Below are 16,347 nucleotides of genomic sequence, written 5' to 3'. Positions count from 1 at the left end.
ATTCAGGCTATAGGGAAACGCCCCCATGCAGACCAATCCAAAACTTTCAGCGGACGAGTTTTATCGTATCAAGCGTTTGCCGCCTTACGTGTTTGCCGAGGTTAATAAACTAAAGGCGGAGCTGAGGGCTGAGGGTCACGATATCATAGACTTCGGGTTCGGGAACCCAGATTTGCCCACACCTAAGCATGTGATCGATAAGTTAGTCGAAACGGTTCAAAAGCCAAAGACGACAGGCTATTCGGCATCACGCGGCATCAAGGGGCTGCGTCAGGCGTGTTCACGCTACTATGACCGACGGTTTGGAGTGGAGCTTGATCCTGAAGACCAAATTATCGCGACGATCGGCTCGAAAGAAGGGTTCGCAAATTTGGCGCAGGCCATAACCGCGCCCGGCGATGTCATCTACGCTCCAGACCCATCATATCCTTTACACGCCTATGGATTCATTATTGCGGGTGCCAAAATACAGGGGATCCCAGCCATCACCGCTGATGAGTATTTGGCCGGGGTCAAAGCCGCATTGGCCACAGCGGACAAGCCGCCTATGGCTATTGTCGTTTGCTTTCCATCAAACCCAACTGGAGAGATGGCTGATCGTGCTTTCTATGAAGAGATCATTCAGATCGCGAAGGCCAATGATATTATTATCCTGTCTGACCTCGCTTATTCTGAAATCTATTTTGGCGAAGCGCCGCCCTCTATTTTTGAATTTGTCGATCCCGAGGACATTATGGCGATCGAAATGACGTCATTGTCAAAAACTTACTCTATGGCAGGTTGGCGTATGGGGTTTGCGGTTGGAAATCGTCGTTTAATCGCCGCCCTGACACGCGTAAAATCATACCTCGACTATGGTGCGTTCACGCCGATTCAAGTCGCGGCCTGTGCCGCGCTCGACGGACCTCAAGACTGTGTTGCCGAAGCGAGAGAAATCTATCGCAAGCGCCGAGACGTTTTGGTCGAGAGCTTCGGTCGCGCGGGTTGGGATATTCCATCGCCCGATGCTTCAATGTTTGCTTGGGCGCCATTGCCGCCCAAATATGCTCATTTAGGGTCAGTCGAATTTTCTAAACTCTTGATGGTCAAAGCGGGTGTCGCGGTTTCCCCGGGTGTCGGCTTCGGCGCCAATGGTGAAGGTTACGTGCGGATCGCGGTTGTTGAAAACGAACAACGTATTCGTCAGGCGGCGCGTAATATAAAGCTCATGATGCAAGAAGCGGTCGAGCCTGCTGTCGCGGAGTAATTTTTCTGCATTTCCGGCGTTGCTCTCTTTGTAACTTCTGCGCGGGAGTATTCGCACGCGTTTTTAATAAATTCGATAATGTCGCTTACGAAGCGACCTAGGCAACTCATGACTGATAGACTTTGTTTGAATGTGCGGAGCTCGATCCGTCAACGTAAGTGGACATTTCGGTATGATCCAGAGGCACTTGAGTCTTACGCGTCGGACACCGGTTTGCCTCTGCTTCAAGCGGCTCTCCTCTTGGGACGGGGTGTAACTGCCGACGAAACGGAAGTTTTTCTGTCGCCCACATTACGAAACAGTCTGCCTAATCCGTCTAGCCTCAAAGATGTCGACAAAGCTGCAGCGCTGATCCTCGATCATATCGCGGACAATAAGACCGTGACGCTATTTTCGGATTATGACGTTGATGGTGGGACGTCGGCGGCCCAATTGATTCGTTGGGGTAGGGGTTTAGGCTACAGCTTCGGCCTCTACGTTCCTGATCGCGTCAAAGAGGGATACGGTCCGTCTATTGCTGCTTTCGACCAACTGAAAGCTGAGCAAACGGACCTGGTTATCACATTGGACTGTGGTGCTGCGGCTCAGGCCGCGTTAGAACACGCTGATCAAATCGCTCTGCCCGTTATCGTGGTTGATCATCATTTGATGGGCGATACGCCGCCGCCTGCCTTGGCGCTCGTTAATCCGAATCGCCAAGATGATGGGTCTTGCCAAGGCCACCTCGCGGCTGCCGGCGTGACATTCATGTTGCTTGTTGCCTTGCAGCGTGAGGCGCGGGCGCGGGGCCTGGAGAATTCCGTCGACCTGAAATCGCTCCTAGGCCTGACGGCTTTGGGGACGATTTGCGATGTAGTGCCATTGCGCGGCTTAAATCGAGCTATTGTCCGTCAAGGATTGAAGGTTCTGTCGTCAAATAAGAACATTGGGGTGCAAGCGCTCGCAGATGTTGCCAGTGCTGAGCCCCCTTTTACGACCTATCATGCAGGATTTGTATTGGGTCCACGAATCAATGCTGGAGGCCGAATCGGACGCGCCGATATGGGTGCGCGATTGCTTTCGACTGAGGACTCTCAAGAAGCCTACGCTCACGCAGCAGAGCTAGACCGCGTCAATGCGCAGCGACGTAAAATGCAAGATCATATCCTCAATGAAGCCTTGGACGCGGCGCAGACTCAAAAAGATGAGGCTGTGATTATTGTTGCGATGGAAGATTGGCACCCAGGAATCATCGGGATTGTGGCGGGCCGGCTGAAAGACCGTTTCCGAAAACCATCAATCGTCATTGGAATTGACAATGATGCGAATCCCCCGGTCGCGAAAGGGTCTGGCCGATCCATCAATGGTGTTGATTTAGGAAGTGCGATCTCCGCAGCGGCTGAGGCCGGCTTGCTTATCTCCGGTGGTGGACACGCTATGGCGGGGGGGCTCTCTATGGACCCAGCGCAAATCGATAATCTCCGCGCCTTTATGGCTGGTGAGCTCGGTGAAGATGTAATGGAAGCCTTGAGCAAGGATTCGTCGCGGGTGGACTACGTTTTGGGTTTATCCGCCGTTAGCGAGGGGCTGATGGACCTGGTCGAACGTGTTGGTCCTTACGGTGCAGGCAATCCCCAACCTGTTTTTGCGTTCTCCGATGTGCGGGTGACATTCGCCAAACGGACGAAAGGGGATCACGTGAGATTCTCTCTAACCGATTCTGGGGGAGCAACTATATCAGGCATTTGTTTCAGGGCTGGCGAATCAAGACTGGATGAAGTCCTTCTGACGGCTGGAAATACCCGTTTTCACGCTTTGGGCCTCCTAAAACCCAACGTTTGGCAGGGTCGGACCCGTATTGATTTTCATTTGTCTGATCTGGCTGCAGTAGAAGACTGATTTTTCATATAAAAGCCACTTGCAAGGTTGGAAATCCGTCTATATATCGCGCTCCACTGACTGATGCGGTCCCTTCGTCTATCGGTTAGGACGCCAGGTTTTCAACCTGGAAAGAGGGGTTCGATTCCCCTAGGGACTGCCATTCAGTAAACAAGCGCGTGGTGCGCTTTCGGCGCTGTATATCCTTTGCATTTGTAATTTACATCCATGCCAGTCGGACTGTATGTCTGCGCCATGAAACGTCTTATCTCACTATCCATTACGTTCGCGCTATTGGCGGCACCTGTGTTTGCACAGACGTCCCGAAATGATGTTGTCGATTTTGGCGCTCCTAAACCCCTGACGATTGTAACGGAGCAGGGTGACCACGCGTTCATGGTAGATGAGGCGAAAACTCTGGCGCAACAAGCGCGCGGCATGATGTTCCGTGATTCTATGGATCCAGATACAGGAATGATATTTGAGTTCGATGAGCCGAAGATCGCAACCATTTGGATGAAAAATACATCCATTCCCTTGGATATCTTATTCGTCCGATCAAATGGCAAAATTCTGAAAATAGAACATTCTCACACGCCCTACACTCTGCGGAGCGCGTCCTCGGAGGCCGTTGTTGCGGCGGTTGTCGAATTGAAGGGCGGCGAAGCGAAGGCTCGCGGCATCCGCCCTGGCGATACAATCAAACACCCGTTTTTTGGTAACTGAGATAAATACACAAAGAACTGAATTTCCTTGAACTCTTTACTTGCCTTTTACGGCGGTCGCGCTACTTAGCGCTCCACCGTGATCGGGGCGTAGCGCAGCCTGGTAGCGCACCTGTTTTGGGAACAGGGGGTCGCAAGTTCGAATCTTGCCGCCCCGACCACGGTTTTTCCCATATATTTTGATTGAGCAACGTAAGGCTTTGATAAGCCATTTGCGTTAGATGTGTCCCTGTCGTTGGGAAAACATCTATGAGCATTTCAGATCAGTCAAAGCGCGTCGTACCGCTCGAACGTGCAAAAGCGTTCAAACAAGTCGAAATCGGCCGCATTCGTAACGTCGGCTCATCTGTTGCGACAATCTCAATAAACAAGTCCATAATTCGGAACAATCAGCTCCAACTCGCCCAAATTGGCACAATCCTAAAAATTGTGACGAGCAAATCCATTGTTGTCGCTATGGTAGGGTCGCTCAAGATTGGCGCCGCTGACGATGAAGGCATGTCGGATGGCTGTCTCGCGCAATTGAACATCATGGGCGAAATCACAACCAATGAGACAACACGTGAGACGAAGTTCTTCCGCGGAGTTCGGTCTTTCCCGGTCTTAGGCGAGGCCGTCTATAATATGTCTCCGGCTGAGCTTACTTTAATTTTTAATCGAGAAGGCGAGGCCTGTATTGAGGTTGGACGCCTTCAGCAGGACAGCTCAATTGTCGCGAAGGTCCGCGTTGATGATCTACTCTCAAAGCATTTTGCGATCATCGGCTCCACGGGGTCAGGGAAATCCTGTACGGTTGCGCTCGTTCTTCAGGCGATCCTGAAGGAAAACCCGATGGGACATGTTGTTCTGTTTGATCCGCACAATGAGTATTCAAAGAGTTTTGGTAATCGGGCGGAGGTCATTGATCAGGATTCCCTCGACCTACCTCTGTGGATCTTTGATTTTGTTGAAACGTGCGAATTGTTGTGTTCAGAAATTGAAGACCAAGCCCGCGAAGAAACCGAGATACTTCATGATGTTTTGCTGAAGGCAAAGCGTCTCTATGATCGATCTGTTCAAAATGGCGACGTCAGTAGCCAAGTGAAGTTGGATGACGTTGAATCGGAGCTTCAACGCGCGACCCATATTTCGTTGGATAGTCCAGTGCCTTACCGCATCCGCGATGTCGCTAAGCTTATCGATCATGAAATGGGGAAGTTGGAAAACTCCAATAATTTGGCACCTTATAAGCGGCTAAGACGCCGCATCGCCACATTAATTGCTGATCCTCGCTATCAGTTTGTATTTAAGAACCAAGCCTCACCGCGCCCGATCGAGGATATCGTAGGGCGGATTTTTCGCTTACCAGTGAATGGCAAGCCGATTTCATGTTTGGATTTCTCCGGCATTCCATCTGAAGCGCTGAATATCGTGGTTTCTGTGGTGAGCCGTCTCGCATTTGAACTCGCGACATGGTCAGAGCGGCAACTTCCTATTTTATTGGTCTGCGAAGAAGCGCATCGCTACATCCCGCGTGATCGGGGACTTGGGTTTAACTCGACGCGCCGGATTATTTCCAGAATTGCGAAAGAAGGCCGTAAATATGGGGTGTCTCTCGCGATTGTCTCCCAACGCCCATCCGAACTGGAACCTTCCACGCTTTCACAATGTTCGACAATTTTTTCTATGCGTCTGTCTAACGAGTTGGATCAAAATTTTGTTCGTGCTGCCGTTCCAGATGGTGCAGCAGAGTTGCTCTCATTTCTGCCCTCGCTTGGGACTGCGGAGACGATGGTGTTCGGCGAATCAGTGAATTTGCCTATGCGCGTGATCCTCAATACGTTGCCTGCTGAATATCGTCCGCATAGTTCAAGCGCCCAATTTACCGATCTGTGGAAGCGCGACGTAGCGACGCCAGAACTCATGACGCAGGTCTTTGAGCGGTGGCGGGCACGGAGTTTGACCCCTGGTGGACAAGGAAACCAGTCGGGGCCGAGAACGCCCACGGTGCAGGATACGCGCGCGGCCTTGCGCAAACGTATGCCGCAGGCGGCCCAACCACAACACATGCAGACCGCCGCCACGCAAACCAGTGCCTTAGCCGCGCAAGTGCGGGAACGCCTGCAGGCCAAATCGGCAGCGGCTCAAACGCGGCCACAATCGTTATCCGACGTTAAATCGATGCTAAATTCTGCTTTTCATAAGAACATCTAATCATTCGCTGGATTGACCCTTGGTCGGTCCAGCGCTATCGCGTCTTTATGTTTGCTAAAATCTATAAACCCGAAGCGTCAGCAATGACATCTGGTCGAGCCAATCTGGATATGTGGTGTCTCGAATACCAATCCGCTCAGCCCAGCATTATCGATCCGTTGACGGGCAATGCGCGGAATGTAGATACACGAGAGCAACTCGAGTTGAGATTCGATTCTCTTGAGGATGCTGTCGCCTATGCAAAGGCAAACGGTATTCCTCATCGGATCGTTGATCGCCCAAAAAGCAAACGCATTCCGCGGTCCTATTCGGAAAATTTCGATTATGATCGGAAGTTACCCTGGACGCATTAGCGTCAAAATATCAGGACCTATAGCTCAACTGGATAGAGCAGCCGCCTTCTAAGCGGCAGGTTGTAGGTTCGAGTCCTACTGGGTCTGCCATTTTCTATTTAAAATGCGCATCGAGGAAATCGAGGAAGGTCGCCCAGTCTTCCTTCACAACGCCATGGGTGCCGGTCCGCGTCCAAAACGCAATGTCATCTGTGGGTTGAAAGTCATCTAAACGTTGGGACGTAAATGTCTGGTCCGTATTTGCGGCGGCCCATTGCGCCGCACGAAACGCCCCCTCAGGATCTGACCAAACATCACGCCGCGCATTCCCCAACAGGATGGGTTTAGGACTGATCGCGGCGAGCAAGGCATGCGCGTCGGTCGGCAGGCTTCGGGGTGTGTCAGCATATTCGGCTGCCGCAGGACTAAGCCAGTGCGGGTAACCGCGAACGACATCTTTGATGCTCTCACCCGTCTTGTCCCGCATCAGCGACGCGCCTGCCGTCCCCGATTGATGGGATACGGCAGCGTCAATGGATTGGCCATATGCCGCCGCTAGGAGCGCTGTCTTACCATATCTGGAGTGCCCGTAAGCGATCACAGGGCGATCTGGGTTCTGTTGTTTAAGCTCTGTCGCAAGTGCAGTTGAAAGAGTCGCCCATATTGTCAATGCACCGGGACGATCAGACCTTTCCCCAAAAATCAGATTGAGCTCTTCTGTCCCTTTTTTGCTTCTGTCGGCGATATAGTCAGGCGGATGCATCGCCACGAAACTGTAGCCGCGGTCTATGATATTTTCCAAGGGTGGCTCTACAATGTGTCGGCCGAAGAAGAATTTGAACACCGGCTCCAGCAAACCCATGTTTTCGTTTTCGCCTGGGAGAGGTGATTGCTCGTCAGCCGCGATAACGGATCGGTTAGGGGAAAAATTCTGAGAGATGATGACTGGCGCGTCGGGCGAAGCATTGGGGGTTACGACGATAACTTCGAACGCTTGTGGCGTCTGTCCGTGAGACACATCATAAATACGTTGCTCAACCGTTGCTTTTCCATTTAGCCAATCCGTAGCGAGGATGTTGGAACTCGAAAGATCGAAAACTGTTGGCTGTGTGAATGGTCCGTACAAGGCCGTTTCAAGCTGTTTGAAACTCTCTGGCGGGTTATCGAGCCGCGCAGACGCAGTTCGATTAGGGGACAGATCAGCTTGCTGTAAAATTGTACGTGCTGGTGCGCATGATCCCATAGCGATGACAAGCCAGAGCAGAACTGCAAAAGCAAGAAACCGAACGATGTTAGAAAACTTTTGCAAGAGCCTGTTCTATATCATCTTTTAGGTCGGTCATGGCCTCTAATCCGCAGGCAAAGCGTATCAGCGGACCTTCAAGGGGCTTTGCGCAATTCCGCTTGAGTTGCGGATCGCAATGTATCGCGAGGCTTTCGAACCCGCCATATGAGTATCCGATTCCAAACAGATTTAAGCCATCAATAAAACGCAGAACCTCGGCTTCCGAAAGTGGCTTGAAAATGACAGAGAATATGCAGCCACCTCCCGTAAAGTCACGTTTCCATATTTCATGGTCAGGGTGGTCTGTGACGGCGGGGTGAAGAACCTGTTGAACTTCGTTTCGCGTCATCAACCATTGAGCTAAAGCGAGAGAGGTCGCTTCTTGTTGACGGAAACGCGGGAGAACAGTGCGAAAGCCACGCAAAATCTGATAGGCGTCATCAGGTGAACTCGCATTGCCTAATTGTTTTGCCGTCATTTGAGCGCGTTTGAACTTTGCGGCATCTGCAAAAATTGCTGCGCCATACAGGACATCGCTATGGCCGCCAAAATACTTGGTAGCGGCGTGGATGCTAATATCTACGCCCATCGAAAGAGGAGAAAGCGTCAGGCCTGCCGACCAAGTGTTATCGATGAGCGTGGTCACGCCCTTGGCCTTTGCAACTTTCGCAATCGCAGGAACATCTTGGATTTCGAAAGTCAGAGATCCCGGACTTTCCAGTAGTATCAATGCCGTATTGTCTCGGATCAACGCGTCTATTCCAGCCCCAATCCGTGGGTCATAGAATGTTGTTTCGATGCCCATGCGCGCGAGAAATGTAAGACAAAAGTGACGTGTCGGCCCGTAGGTTGAATCAGTCAATAGGACGTGGTCGCCAGGCTTGACGATCGATAAAATCGGGCCCGTGAGCGCCGCTAAACCAGAAGAATAGAGCAGGGTGCCAATGCCACCTTCTAATTCGGTGAACAGGTCCGCAAGGGCATCGTGAACGGCCGCGCCGTGTCGTCCATAACCTCTAACATCATTGCGATAGAGGTCTTTGGCTTTGTCGAACAAGAGCGTGGACGCACGGGTAACAGGATGGCTGACAGATGTGCCAAGACCTGCTGGGGGCCTTCCCATATGCGTAAACTTGGTATCCCGCTCAAGATCGTTTTTCATGGGCTAACAAATCCAATTTGGGACGGGCAGGCCGCGCTCACGCAGGAATTCAGGATTATATATTTTCGACTGATAGCGTTGCCCATAGTCGCAAAGAATCGTGACAATCGTATGCCCTGGGCCCATTTCGCGAGCCATATGTATCGCGCCAGCCACGTTGATGCCTGACGACCCACCAAGGCAGATACCTTCGAGTTGGTTGAGTTCAAAAATGATTTGCAGGGCCTCTGTGTCGGAAATCTGATATTGGCGGTCAATCTGGACGTCCTTCAGGTTTGCCGTGATACGGCCTTGCCCAATACCCTCGGTGATGGAGTTGCCTTCGCTTTCCAATTCCCCGCGCTCATAATAGGCGAACATTTTGGATCCATAGGGGTCGGCTAGGCCGATTTGGACCTCTGGATTTTGGGACTTTAGATACATCGAAACCCCACCAATTGTTCCACCGGAACCCACGGCGCAGATGAAGCCATCTACTTTACCTTCAGTCTGTTCCCAGATTTCTGGACCTGTGGTTTGGATATGGGCGTCACGATTGGCTGTATTGTCAAACTGATTGGCCCAAATTGCCGAATTTGGATCTTTGTCGTTCAGGTCTTTCGCCAATCGCTCAGACACATGAATATAATTCCCCGGATCGGAATAGGGCTTTGCGTCAACTTCGATCAATTCCGCGCCAAGCAGTTTGACAGAATCCTTCTTTTCCTGACTCTGCGTACGGGGCATTACGATTTTACAACGATAGCCTAAAGCTGAACAGACCATCGCGAGGCCAATACCCGTATTACCTGCGGTACCTTCAACAACGATGCCGCCGGGTTTGAGAGCCCCAGATTTTTCGGCAGCGCGAATGATCGAAAGAGCGGCGCGATCTTTTACCGATTGCCCAGGGTTTAAAAACTCTGCTTTTCCGTAAATATCACAGCCCGTCATCTTCGACGCGTCTTGCAAGTACAGCAAAGGCGTATTGCCGATCAAATCGAGGACGTTCCTGGCTTTTATCATAGTCTTTCTCGCATCAAATATTGCGATAGGTTTGCCGCAGCCAATCCGCAAAATCTACCGCTATTCGCCACATCTTAGGTGTGTGCACTGAGTCTCCGCGCAGATTTTTTCATCGGCGACGAATTTAGGCTCAAATTTCGGCGATTTTTCCATAGTTTTATTAGAAAGCTGATTCGGCTGGGTAGAGCCGCCTCCCGCTTTGTGGCAGTGACAGGTCTTAAACCACCTCGCGAGTCGTCGCCCCAACACGCTGGACACAGTATGACCAACCTGACTTTCACTGCGGAACAACACCGTGACATGGCCAATGCTATTGCCGCATTGTCAATGGATGCGGTTCAGCGCGCCAACTCGGGTCATCCGGGTATGCCTATGGGTATGGCCGATGCGGCAACCGTTTTGTTTTCGCAGTTTTTGAAGTTCGATCCAAAAGCGCCAAATTGGGCAGACCGCGATCGCTTTATTTTGTCGGCGGGTCACGGATCGATGCTGATTTACAGCCTTTTGCACCTGACAGGGTACGAAGCCGTCACAATGGATCAGATAAAGAACTTTCGTCAGCTCGGTTCAATCACAGCAGGACATCCCGAGTACGGTCATGTGCCGGGTGTTGAGACGACAACGGGTCCGTTGGGACAAGGGATTTCTAACGCTGTTGGTTTCGCCTTGGCCGAGCGCCATTTGAACGCGCGTTATGGCGATGATTTGGTAAATCACCATACATATGTGATCGCGGGCGACGGATGTTTGATGGAAGGGGTCAGTCAGGAAGCCATCGGCTTGGCTGGGCATTTAGGATTGAACCGCCTGACCGTTCTTTGGGACGACAATAATATTACCATTGATGGGCCCGTTTCTCTGTCAAGTTCAACAGACCAAATTGCGCGATTTAAGGCTGCGAATTGGAAGACGATTGCGGTCGACGGACATGACCGCGACGCCGTGGCTGACGCCCTCCGCCAAGCAAAATCGTCAGACAAGCCAACCTTGATTGCTTGCAAAACGACAATCGGGAAGGGTGCGCCCACGAAGGCAGGACTGAATAAGGCACATGGTTCGCCACTCGGTGATGAAGAAATTGCTGGCACCCGTGCTGCACGCGGATGGTCGCATGCGCCGTTCGAAATTCCAGACCATGTCTATGCGGAATGGGCTAAACCTGGAAAAGCTGGCGCCGAAGAACATTCCAAATGGGCAAAACGCCTTGCCACTGACGCAAATTCTGCTGATTTCACACGCGCCATGTCGGGCGAGCTGAATGCGGGCTGGCTCGAGGCTTTCCAGAGTTATAAAGACAGCGTTGCTACTGATATGCCAGCAATGGCTACGCGCGCGTCTTCGGGTAAAGCGCTTGCACCGCTGACCGAGTTGCTCACCGATATGATTTCAGGTTCTGCCGATTTGGAAGGATCCAATAAAACAAAGACGCCTGTGACTTCGGTTGAGATCCAAGCTGGAAATTACGGGGGTCGGTACGTCAACTGGGGCATCCGAGAACACGGCATGGCCGCTGCCATGAATGGTATGGCACTGCATGGCGGCGTTATCCCATACTCCGGCTTATTCATGGTATTCATGGATTATTGTCGTCCATCGGTTCGATTGGCTGCGCTCATGGGCATCCGCACAATTTACGTTGCCACGCATGATTCCATTGGCGTCGGTGAAGATGGCCCAACCCATCAACCTGTCGAACATCTTGCCAGCCTGCGCGCCATTCCCAATTGCTATACCTATCGCCCCGCTGACGCGCTTGAAGTTGCTGAATGTTATGAAATCGCGTTGCAAAATAAGACTGCGCCAGCGGTTATGGCGCTCACCCGTCAGGGTTTGCCGGCTTTGCGTGATGACGCCTCTCGGAATATGTCAGAACGCGGCGGTTATGTTTTGCGTCCCGGTAAAGGCGCCGATGATATCGTGTTCTTAGCGACTGGGTCTGAGGTCCATATCGCCGTAGAAGCGGCCGATCGCCTCGAAAAAGAAGACATTTCTGCGCGCGTTGTTTCAATCCCTTGTATGGATTTATTCCTCGAGCAAGACGAAAGCTATATCCGCTCCGTCATCGGAAAGGACCTTCCAAAGATTGCGGTCGAGGCCGGTATTCGCCAAGGTTGGGATGGTTTGATCGGTCGTGAAGGCGGGTTCGTCGGCATGAATGGGTTTGGGGCTTCCGCGCCTGGCGCTGAGTTGTTCAAACACTTCGGTATTACAGCTGATGCCATTGTCGAACTTGCGAAAACGAAACTTGGGTAGCGATATGAAAGAACTACCCGGTGATGTTTTTATAACAGGGCAATTATTGTCAGCTCAAATGCAGGCCTTGGCAGAGCAGGGTGTGATGGGGTTCATCAATAACCGTCCTGACATGGAAGCTCCGCTGCAACCTCTATCGCAGGAAATGGAAGCGGCGGCTCACACTATCGGCGTGGACTATCATCACATTCCAATGTCGGGCGGACTGACACCTGGGCTCATCGACGCGTCGGTGACGGCTTACGAGACGATGCCTCGGCCAATCGTTGCATTTTGCGCGTCAGGAATGCGGTCTGCGGCCCTTTGGGCTTTTGCACATGTTGAGAAGATGGGCGTCGATGGCGTCCTAGATGCCATATCAGCTATCGGCATAAATCTCGAACAGCTTCGGACGCCTTTGACTGAATTTGCCGAACAAAAAAATACTGGATGAGCCACTGCCCCCCATATCGTAGGGCAGTCGGTCGCAAGGCATATCTATGGGCCTGAAGCGCGCCATAAGATCACAATATAGCTGGCTCGAAGGCTATAAAACGTCGATTTTTGCGGATGATCTTCTGGCTGCAACTGTGGTAAGTATCTTACTGGTCCCGCAGTGTCTCGCTTACGCCTTTTTGGCGGGACTTCCTCCACAGTTGGGAATCTACGCGTCTATTTTCCCGCTCGTCGCATATGTGCTCTTTGGGTCTTCTAACTATTTAAACGTCGGGCCGACTGCCGTCATTTCTCTGATGACCGCAGCGTGTATTGCGACACTGCCTGCAGAAACACGGGTCGTGAGTGCCGGTGCCTTGGCGTTACTGACGGGCGGTCTGCTTATGATCGCGGGCGTTTTGAAGGCAGGGTTCGTTATGAACTTCGTCTCGCGACCCGTGGTATCGGCCTATATAACTGGCGCTGCGCTGCTCATCATATTTAGTCAAGCCAAACACATACTCGGTCTGCAAGTGGACTCGCGGACAGCGTTCGGCATGGTCGCTGAACTCATCCGACAGGTGCCTCAATCTAAACCACTGGCGGTTTTGACGGGTTTCATCGCAATAATGCTGTTTGTGTTAGTTCGTCGCATGCTTCCGTTTTTACTGGTCAAATCTGGCTTTCGCGCCAAAACGGCAAAGCTTTTGGCACGCATGGCGCCCATATTGATTATCGCCGCTTTCGTCGGATTAAGCACCTTGTTGAAATTTGGTGAGACGTATGGCCTGTCCATTGTCGGTTCTGTGCCCGCAGGTTTGCCGCCGGTTTCTTTTCCAGGTCTGACTTTGGTTGGGTATGAAGAGCTTCTTATCCCTGCCGTGGTGATTGCCATTGTCGCTTTTGTAGATAGCACCTCGACCGCGCAAGAGCTCGCCGCGCGGAAACGGGGTCGGGTTGATCCGAACCGCGAGCTTCTTGGATTAGGCGCTGCGAATGCTGTCGCGGGGATGACGGGGGGGTATCCGATAAACGGGTCCATGTCGCGCTCTGCTGTCAATTTTACCGCTGGTGGCAAGACCCCATTGGTGGGTTTGATGGTGGCTGGATTTATGGCGCTAACGGCTTTATTTTTGACGCCCGCGTTGAAAAATCTGCCATTATCCGTCCTATCGGCGCTTATCATTGTGGCCTGTTTGAACTTGCTCGATTTCCGAAGCATCTGGCGCACTTGGACCTATTCCCGTGCCGACGGGATTACAGCGCTTGCGACATTCTTTTCCGTGATCATTCTTGGTGTGCAGTGGGGTGTTTTGGCGGGCGTTGTGCTGGCGATGGTTCTTCATATTCGGGTTAGTCTGACGCCACATATGCCACTCGTCGGACGCTTTCCTGGAACCGAACATTACCGAGATGCGGATCGGTTCAATGTGGAAACGGATGAAACAGTTAAAACCTTGAGGATAGACGAGGGTCTTTATTATGCGAACGCACGTTTCCTAGAGGACCGCGTTGCCGAGGTTGTGTCTGAAAACTCAGATATGACCGATCTGGTTTTGATGTGTTCCGGCGTAAACCATATTGATGCGAGTGCGCTATCCAGTCTGGAAGAAATCAATCGGCGTCTAAAGGGCTTGGAAATCAAGCTTCACCTCTCAGATATGCAATCGGCCGTACGTGAACGCATGTATCGCTCCGACTTTTTGGACAAGCTAAATGGTCGGGTTTTTCTGTCACAGCATGATGCGATGACAGCCTTGCAGCCAGAGCCAGACTGGGCGCAATTTTCTGACCACATTGATATCCATTAGAGCCGACCTGAATAAGAGCTTTACGGCTATGGTCTTTTTGCCCTAGCAGTGTCGAGACGAAGCCCTGTGCGCGCGCGATTTTCGCGACCCTTGGCCAAAAGAGAGACCTATAATGCCGGATGCGCATCATTCCGGCTCCGATCAACCTGCGCCCACGGGGCGGAGTTCTCGGAGACGGCCAAGACATAAACGCGGAAGCGGAGGCGGTAATCGTGCAAACGGGCGGCAGTCTCCTAATTTTGCTGCGATTGACCTCGGAACCAATAATTGTCGCCTCTTGATCGCGCGCGACGCGGGCGAAAGTTTCCGTATTGTCGATAGCTATAGCCGTGTGGTCCGCTTGGGGCAGGGCTTGGCGGCGACAGGTCGTCTTAGCGACGAAAGTATGGATGCGGCCGTTGAAGCCATGGCCGTCTGCGCGGCCAAGATGAAAGCGAAACGTGTCAAACGTTGGCGGTGCGTCGCGACAGAAGCTTGCCGCCGTGCCAGTAATGGGGAAGAATTTCTAAACCGGGTTAAAACTGAAACAGGTATTACGCTTGAGGTGATTAGTCCGCGTGTCGAGAGCCGCCTAGCGGTCATGGGCTGCGTCAATCTTGTGGACCCGACCAAAGATGTCGCGCTGGTTATCGATATTGGCGGTGGGTCGACAGAGTTATCTTGGGTCGATGTAAGAAAGCTTCGCGATGCGCAATCAGAACATAGGCTACATCGTCCGCCTATTAGCGCCTGGGCCTCGCTTCCCATTGGTGTCGTGACTTTGTCCGAACGTGTTCCTGAAATTGATGACAAAGCCACTTGGTATGAGTCGTTGAAAACGGTGGTTCGCGACACAATCGTCGAGCAGGGCTGTGAAACGCGGTTCACCAATGTATTTCAGCAAGGCCGAGGGCATCTGATTGGGACATCTGGGACCATCACTTCATTGGCGGGCATCCATCTGAAGTTACCGTATTATCAGCGCGCAAAGGTTGATGGTCTGTGGTTGCGTTCAGCAGACGCTGTCGCGGTCGCGCGTGACATGGGATCTCGAACTTTCGCTGAACGCGCGAAGGAGCCTTGTATCGGAAAAGACCGTGCAAATCTTCTTGTGGCCGGATGCGCGATCACCGATGTTCTGTGCGAGATGTGGCCATCGAAAATGATCCGTGTTGCGGATCGCGGTTTGCGCGAAGGGATGCTGATTGGGCTTATGCAAAAAGGCCAAACACCCCAAAAACTCGAAACAGCGCAAATTAAGTCAGTCGCCCCTAAATTGCCTGAAGAATCGGAGCCACCAAATGGCGCGTAAACCCCCAACACATCGCCGCTCAACACGCAAAATGTCTGGGTCGAAAACCGAAGGCGATAAGCGTTCTCGTGTCACGGCTAAACCCGAACAAGATGACGCGACGCGCATGCTTCATCGTAAAGTTAAAACCGCGAGCGGTCGTAAAATATCTTCTAAACTTTGGATCGAGCGCCAAATCAATGATCCCTATGTCCGCAAGGCCAAAGAAAAAGGCTATCGCTCTCGCGCTGCGTTTAAATTGGAAGAACTGGACGATAAATTCGGTTTGTTGAAGCATGGCTCCTTGGTCGTTGATTTGGGATGCGCACCTGGTGGTTGGGTGCAGATCGCCATGAAGCGCGGTGCGGACCGGGTTGTCGGCATTGATCTGCTGCCCGTTGATCCAATCGCTGGCGCGGATTTGATTGAATTCGACTTTATGGACGAAACGGCGCCTGCGCGGATCAACAAGTTGTTGGGAGCGGCACCGGATATCGTCGTATCTGATCTTGCTGCGAATACCACGGGGCATCGCCAGACGGATCATTTGAAAACAGTCGCCCTTGTTGAGGCCGCGGCTGATTTTGCGTTGAAAACGCTCCGTCCCGGCGGGCATTTTGTCACGAAAGTATTTCAAGGCGGCGCAGAAAAAGTCTTGCTGGAGCGTCTGAAAAAGAATTTCCAAAAAGTGCAACATGCTAAACCAGAGAGTTCTCGGAAAGGGAGCCCGGAAATCTACTTAGTCGCCATGAATTTGCAGGGTCGCGAAGACTAGGCGGGCCACCTGTGTTAAG

At 52.1% G+C, this 16,347-nt stretch carries 13 protein-coding genes and 3 tRNA genes; 13 read left to right on the top strand and 3 right to left on the bottom strand.

Features of this window, described 5'->3' with window-relative positions; genetic code table 11:
* Nucleotides 1–25: 25 nt before the first annotated feature.
* From IE073_RS03325 to IE073_RS03290, 8 genes are all read left to right on the top strand, one after another.
* Nucleotides 26–1,246 carry an LL-diaminopimelate aminotransferase gene (locus IE073_RS03325; RefSeq protein WP_189581243.1) on the top strand — a complete coding sequence of 407 codons (1,221 nt, stop codon included), beginning with the start codon at nt 26–28 and terminating at the stop codon, nt 1,244–1,246.
* Nucleotides 1,247–1,354: 108 nt separating this feature from the next.
* The gene (gene recJ, locus IE073_RS03320) at nt 1,355–3,124 is read left to right on the top strand and encodes a single-stranded-DNA-specific exonuclease RecJ (RefSeq protein WP_189581240.1); all 1,770 of its coding nucleotides are present in this window, start codon (nt 1,355–1,357) and stop codon (nt 3,122–3,124) included.
* A 67-nt stretch (nt 3,125–3,191) separates the two neighbouring features.
* Nucleotides 3,192–3,266 (top strand) — tRNA-Glu (locus IE073_RS03315).
* 92 nt (nt 3,267–3,358) lie between these two features.
* A complete protein-coding gene (locus IE073_RS03310) occupies nt 3,359–3,829 on the top strand; it encodes a DUF192 domain-containing protein (RefSeq protein WP_189581237.1) in 471 nt (156 codons plus the stop codon).
* Nucleotides 3,830–3,912: 83 nt separating this feature from the next.
* Nucleotides 3,913–3,989 (top strand) — tRNA-Pro (locus IE073_RS03305).
* Between the two features lie 88 nt (nt 3,990–4,077).
* Nucleotides 4,078–6,021, top strand: a complete 1,944-nt coding sequence (locus IE073_RS03300) for an ATP-binding protein (RefSeq protein ID WP_189581234.1) — start codon at nt 4,078–4,080, stop codon at nt 6,019–6,021.
* A gap of 47 nt (nt 6,022–6,068) precedes the next feature.
* Nucleotides 6,069–6,374 (top strand): NADH dehydrogenase ubiquinone Fe-S protein 4, encoded by a 306-nt coding sequence (locus IE073_RS03295; protein WP_189581231.1) that lies wholly within the window; start codon nt 6,069–6,071, stop codon nt 6,372–6,374.
* Nucleotides 6,375–6,387: 13 nt separating this feature from the next.
* Nucleotides 6,388–6,464, top strand: a tRNA-Arg gene (locus IE073_RS03290).
* 4 nt (nt 6,465–6,468) lie between these two features.
* Here the strand turns inward: IE073_RS03290 and IE073_RS03285 are convergent.
* Genes IE073_RS03285 through IE073_RS03275 form a run of 3 tightly spaced genes read right to left on the bottom strand, consistent with a single transcriptional unit; the run spans nt 6,469 to nt 9,805 of the window.
* Nucleotides 6,469–7,662, bottom strand: a complete 1,194-nt coding sequence (locus IE073_RS03285; protein ID WP_189581228.1) for a glucuronyl esterase domain-containing protein — start codon at nt 7,660–7,662, stop codon at nt 6,469–6,471.
* Complete coding sequence (gene metC, locus IE073_RS03280) at nt 7,646–8,800, bottom strand: cystathionine beta-lyase (RefSeq protein ID WP_189581225.1); 1,155 nt, start codon at nt 8,798–8,800, stop codon at nt 7,646–7,648. Before metC ends, IE073_RS03285 begins: the two co-directional genes overlap by 17 nt.
* 3 nt (nt 8,801–8,803) lie before the next feature.
* Nucleotides 8,804–9,805: a cysteine synthase A gene (locus tag IE073_RS03275; protein ID WP_189581222.1), complete on the bottom strand. Its 1,002-nt coding sequence runs from the start codon at nt 9,803–9,805 to the stop codon at nt 8,804–8,806.
* A 261-nt stretch (nt 9,806–10,066) separates the two neighbouring features.
* On the opposite strand from IE073_RS03275, the gene tkt reads away from it, so the two are divergent.
* From tkt to IE073_RS03250, 5 genes are all read left to right on the top strand, one after another.
* Nucleotides 10,067–12,058 (top strand): transketolase, encoded by a 1,992-nt coding sequence (gene tkt, locus IE073_RS03270; protein ID WP_189581219.1) that lies wholly within the window; start codon nt 10,067–10,069, stop codon nt 12,056–12,058.
* Between the two features lie 4 nt (nt 12,059–12,062).
* The gene (locus IE073_RS03265) at nt 12,063–12,491 is read left to right on the top strand and encodes a protein tyrosine phosphatase family protein (RefSeq protein ID WP_189581216.1); all 429 of its coding nucleotides are present in this window, start codon (nt 12,063–12,065) and stop codon (nt 12,489–12,491) included.
* Nucleotides 12,492–12,537: 46 nt separating this feature from the next.
* Nucleotides 12,538–14,283: a SulP family inorganic anion transporter gene (locus IE073_RS03260; RefSeq protein ID WP_189581213.1), complete on the top strand. Its 1,746-nt coding sequence runs from the start codon at nt 12,538–12,540 to the stop codon at nt 14,281–14,283.
* A 112-nt stretch (nt 14,284–14,395) separates the two neighbouring features.
* Nucleotides 14,396–15,574 carry a Ppx/GppA phosphatase family protein gene (locus tag IE073_RS03255; protein ID WP_189581210.1) on the top strand — a complete coding sequence of 393 codons (1,179 nt, stop codon included), beginning with the start codon at nt 14,396–14,398 and terminating at the stop codon, nt 15,572–15,574.
* Nucleotides 15,564–16,328: an RlmE family RNA methyltransferase gene (locus IE073_RS03250; protein ID WP_189581207.1), complete on the top strand. Its 765-nt coding sequence runs from the start codon at nt 15,564–15,566 to the stop codon at nt 16,326–16,328. The genes IE073_RS03255 and IE073_RS03250 overlap by 11 nt, the downstream gene beginning before the upstream one ends.
* The last annotated feature ends 19 nt before the right edge of the window (nt 16,329–16,347 follow it).

This window comes from Litorimonas cladophorae (genome assembly GCF_014652455.1).
GTDB classification, from domain to species: Bacteria; Pseudomonadota; Alphaproteobacteria; order Caulobacterales; family Maricaulaceae; genus Litorimonas; species Litorimonas cladophorae.
The sequence above is the reverse complement of the archived record's forward strand: the minus strand, read 5'-3'. Positions and strand labels throughout refer to the sequence as shown.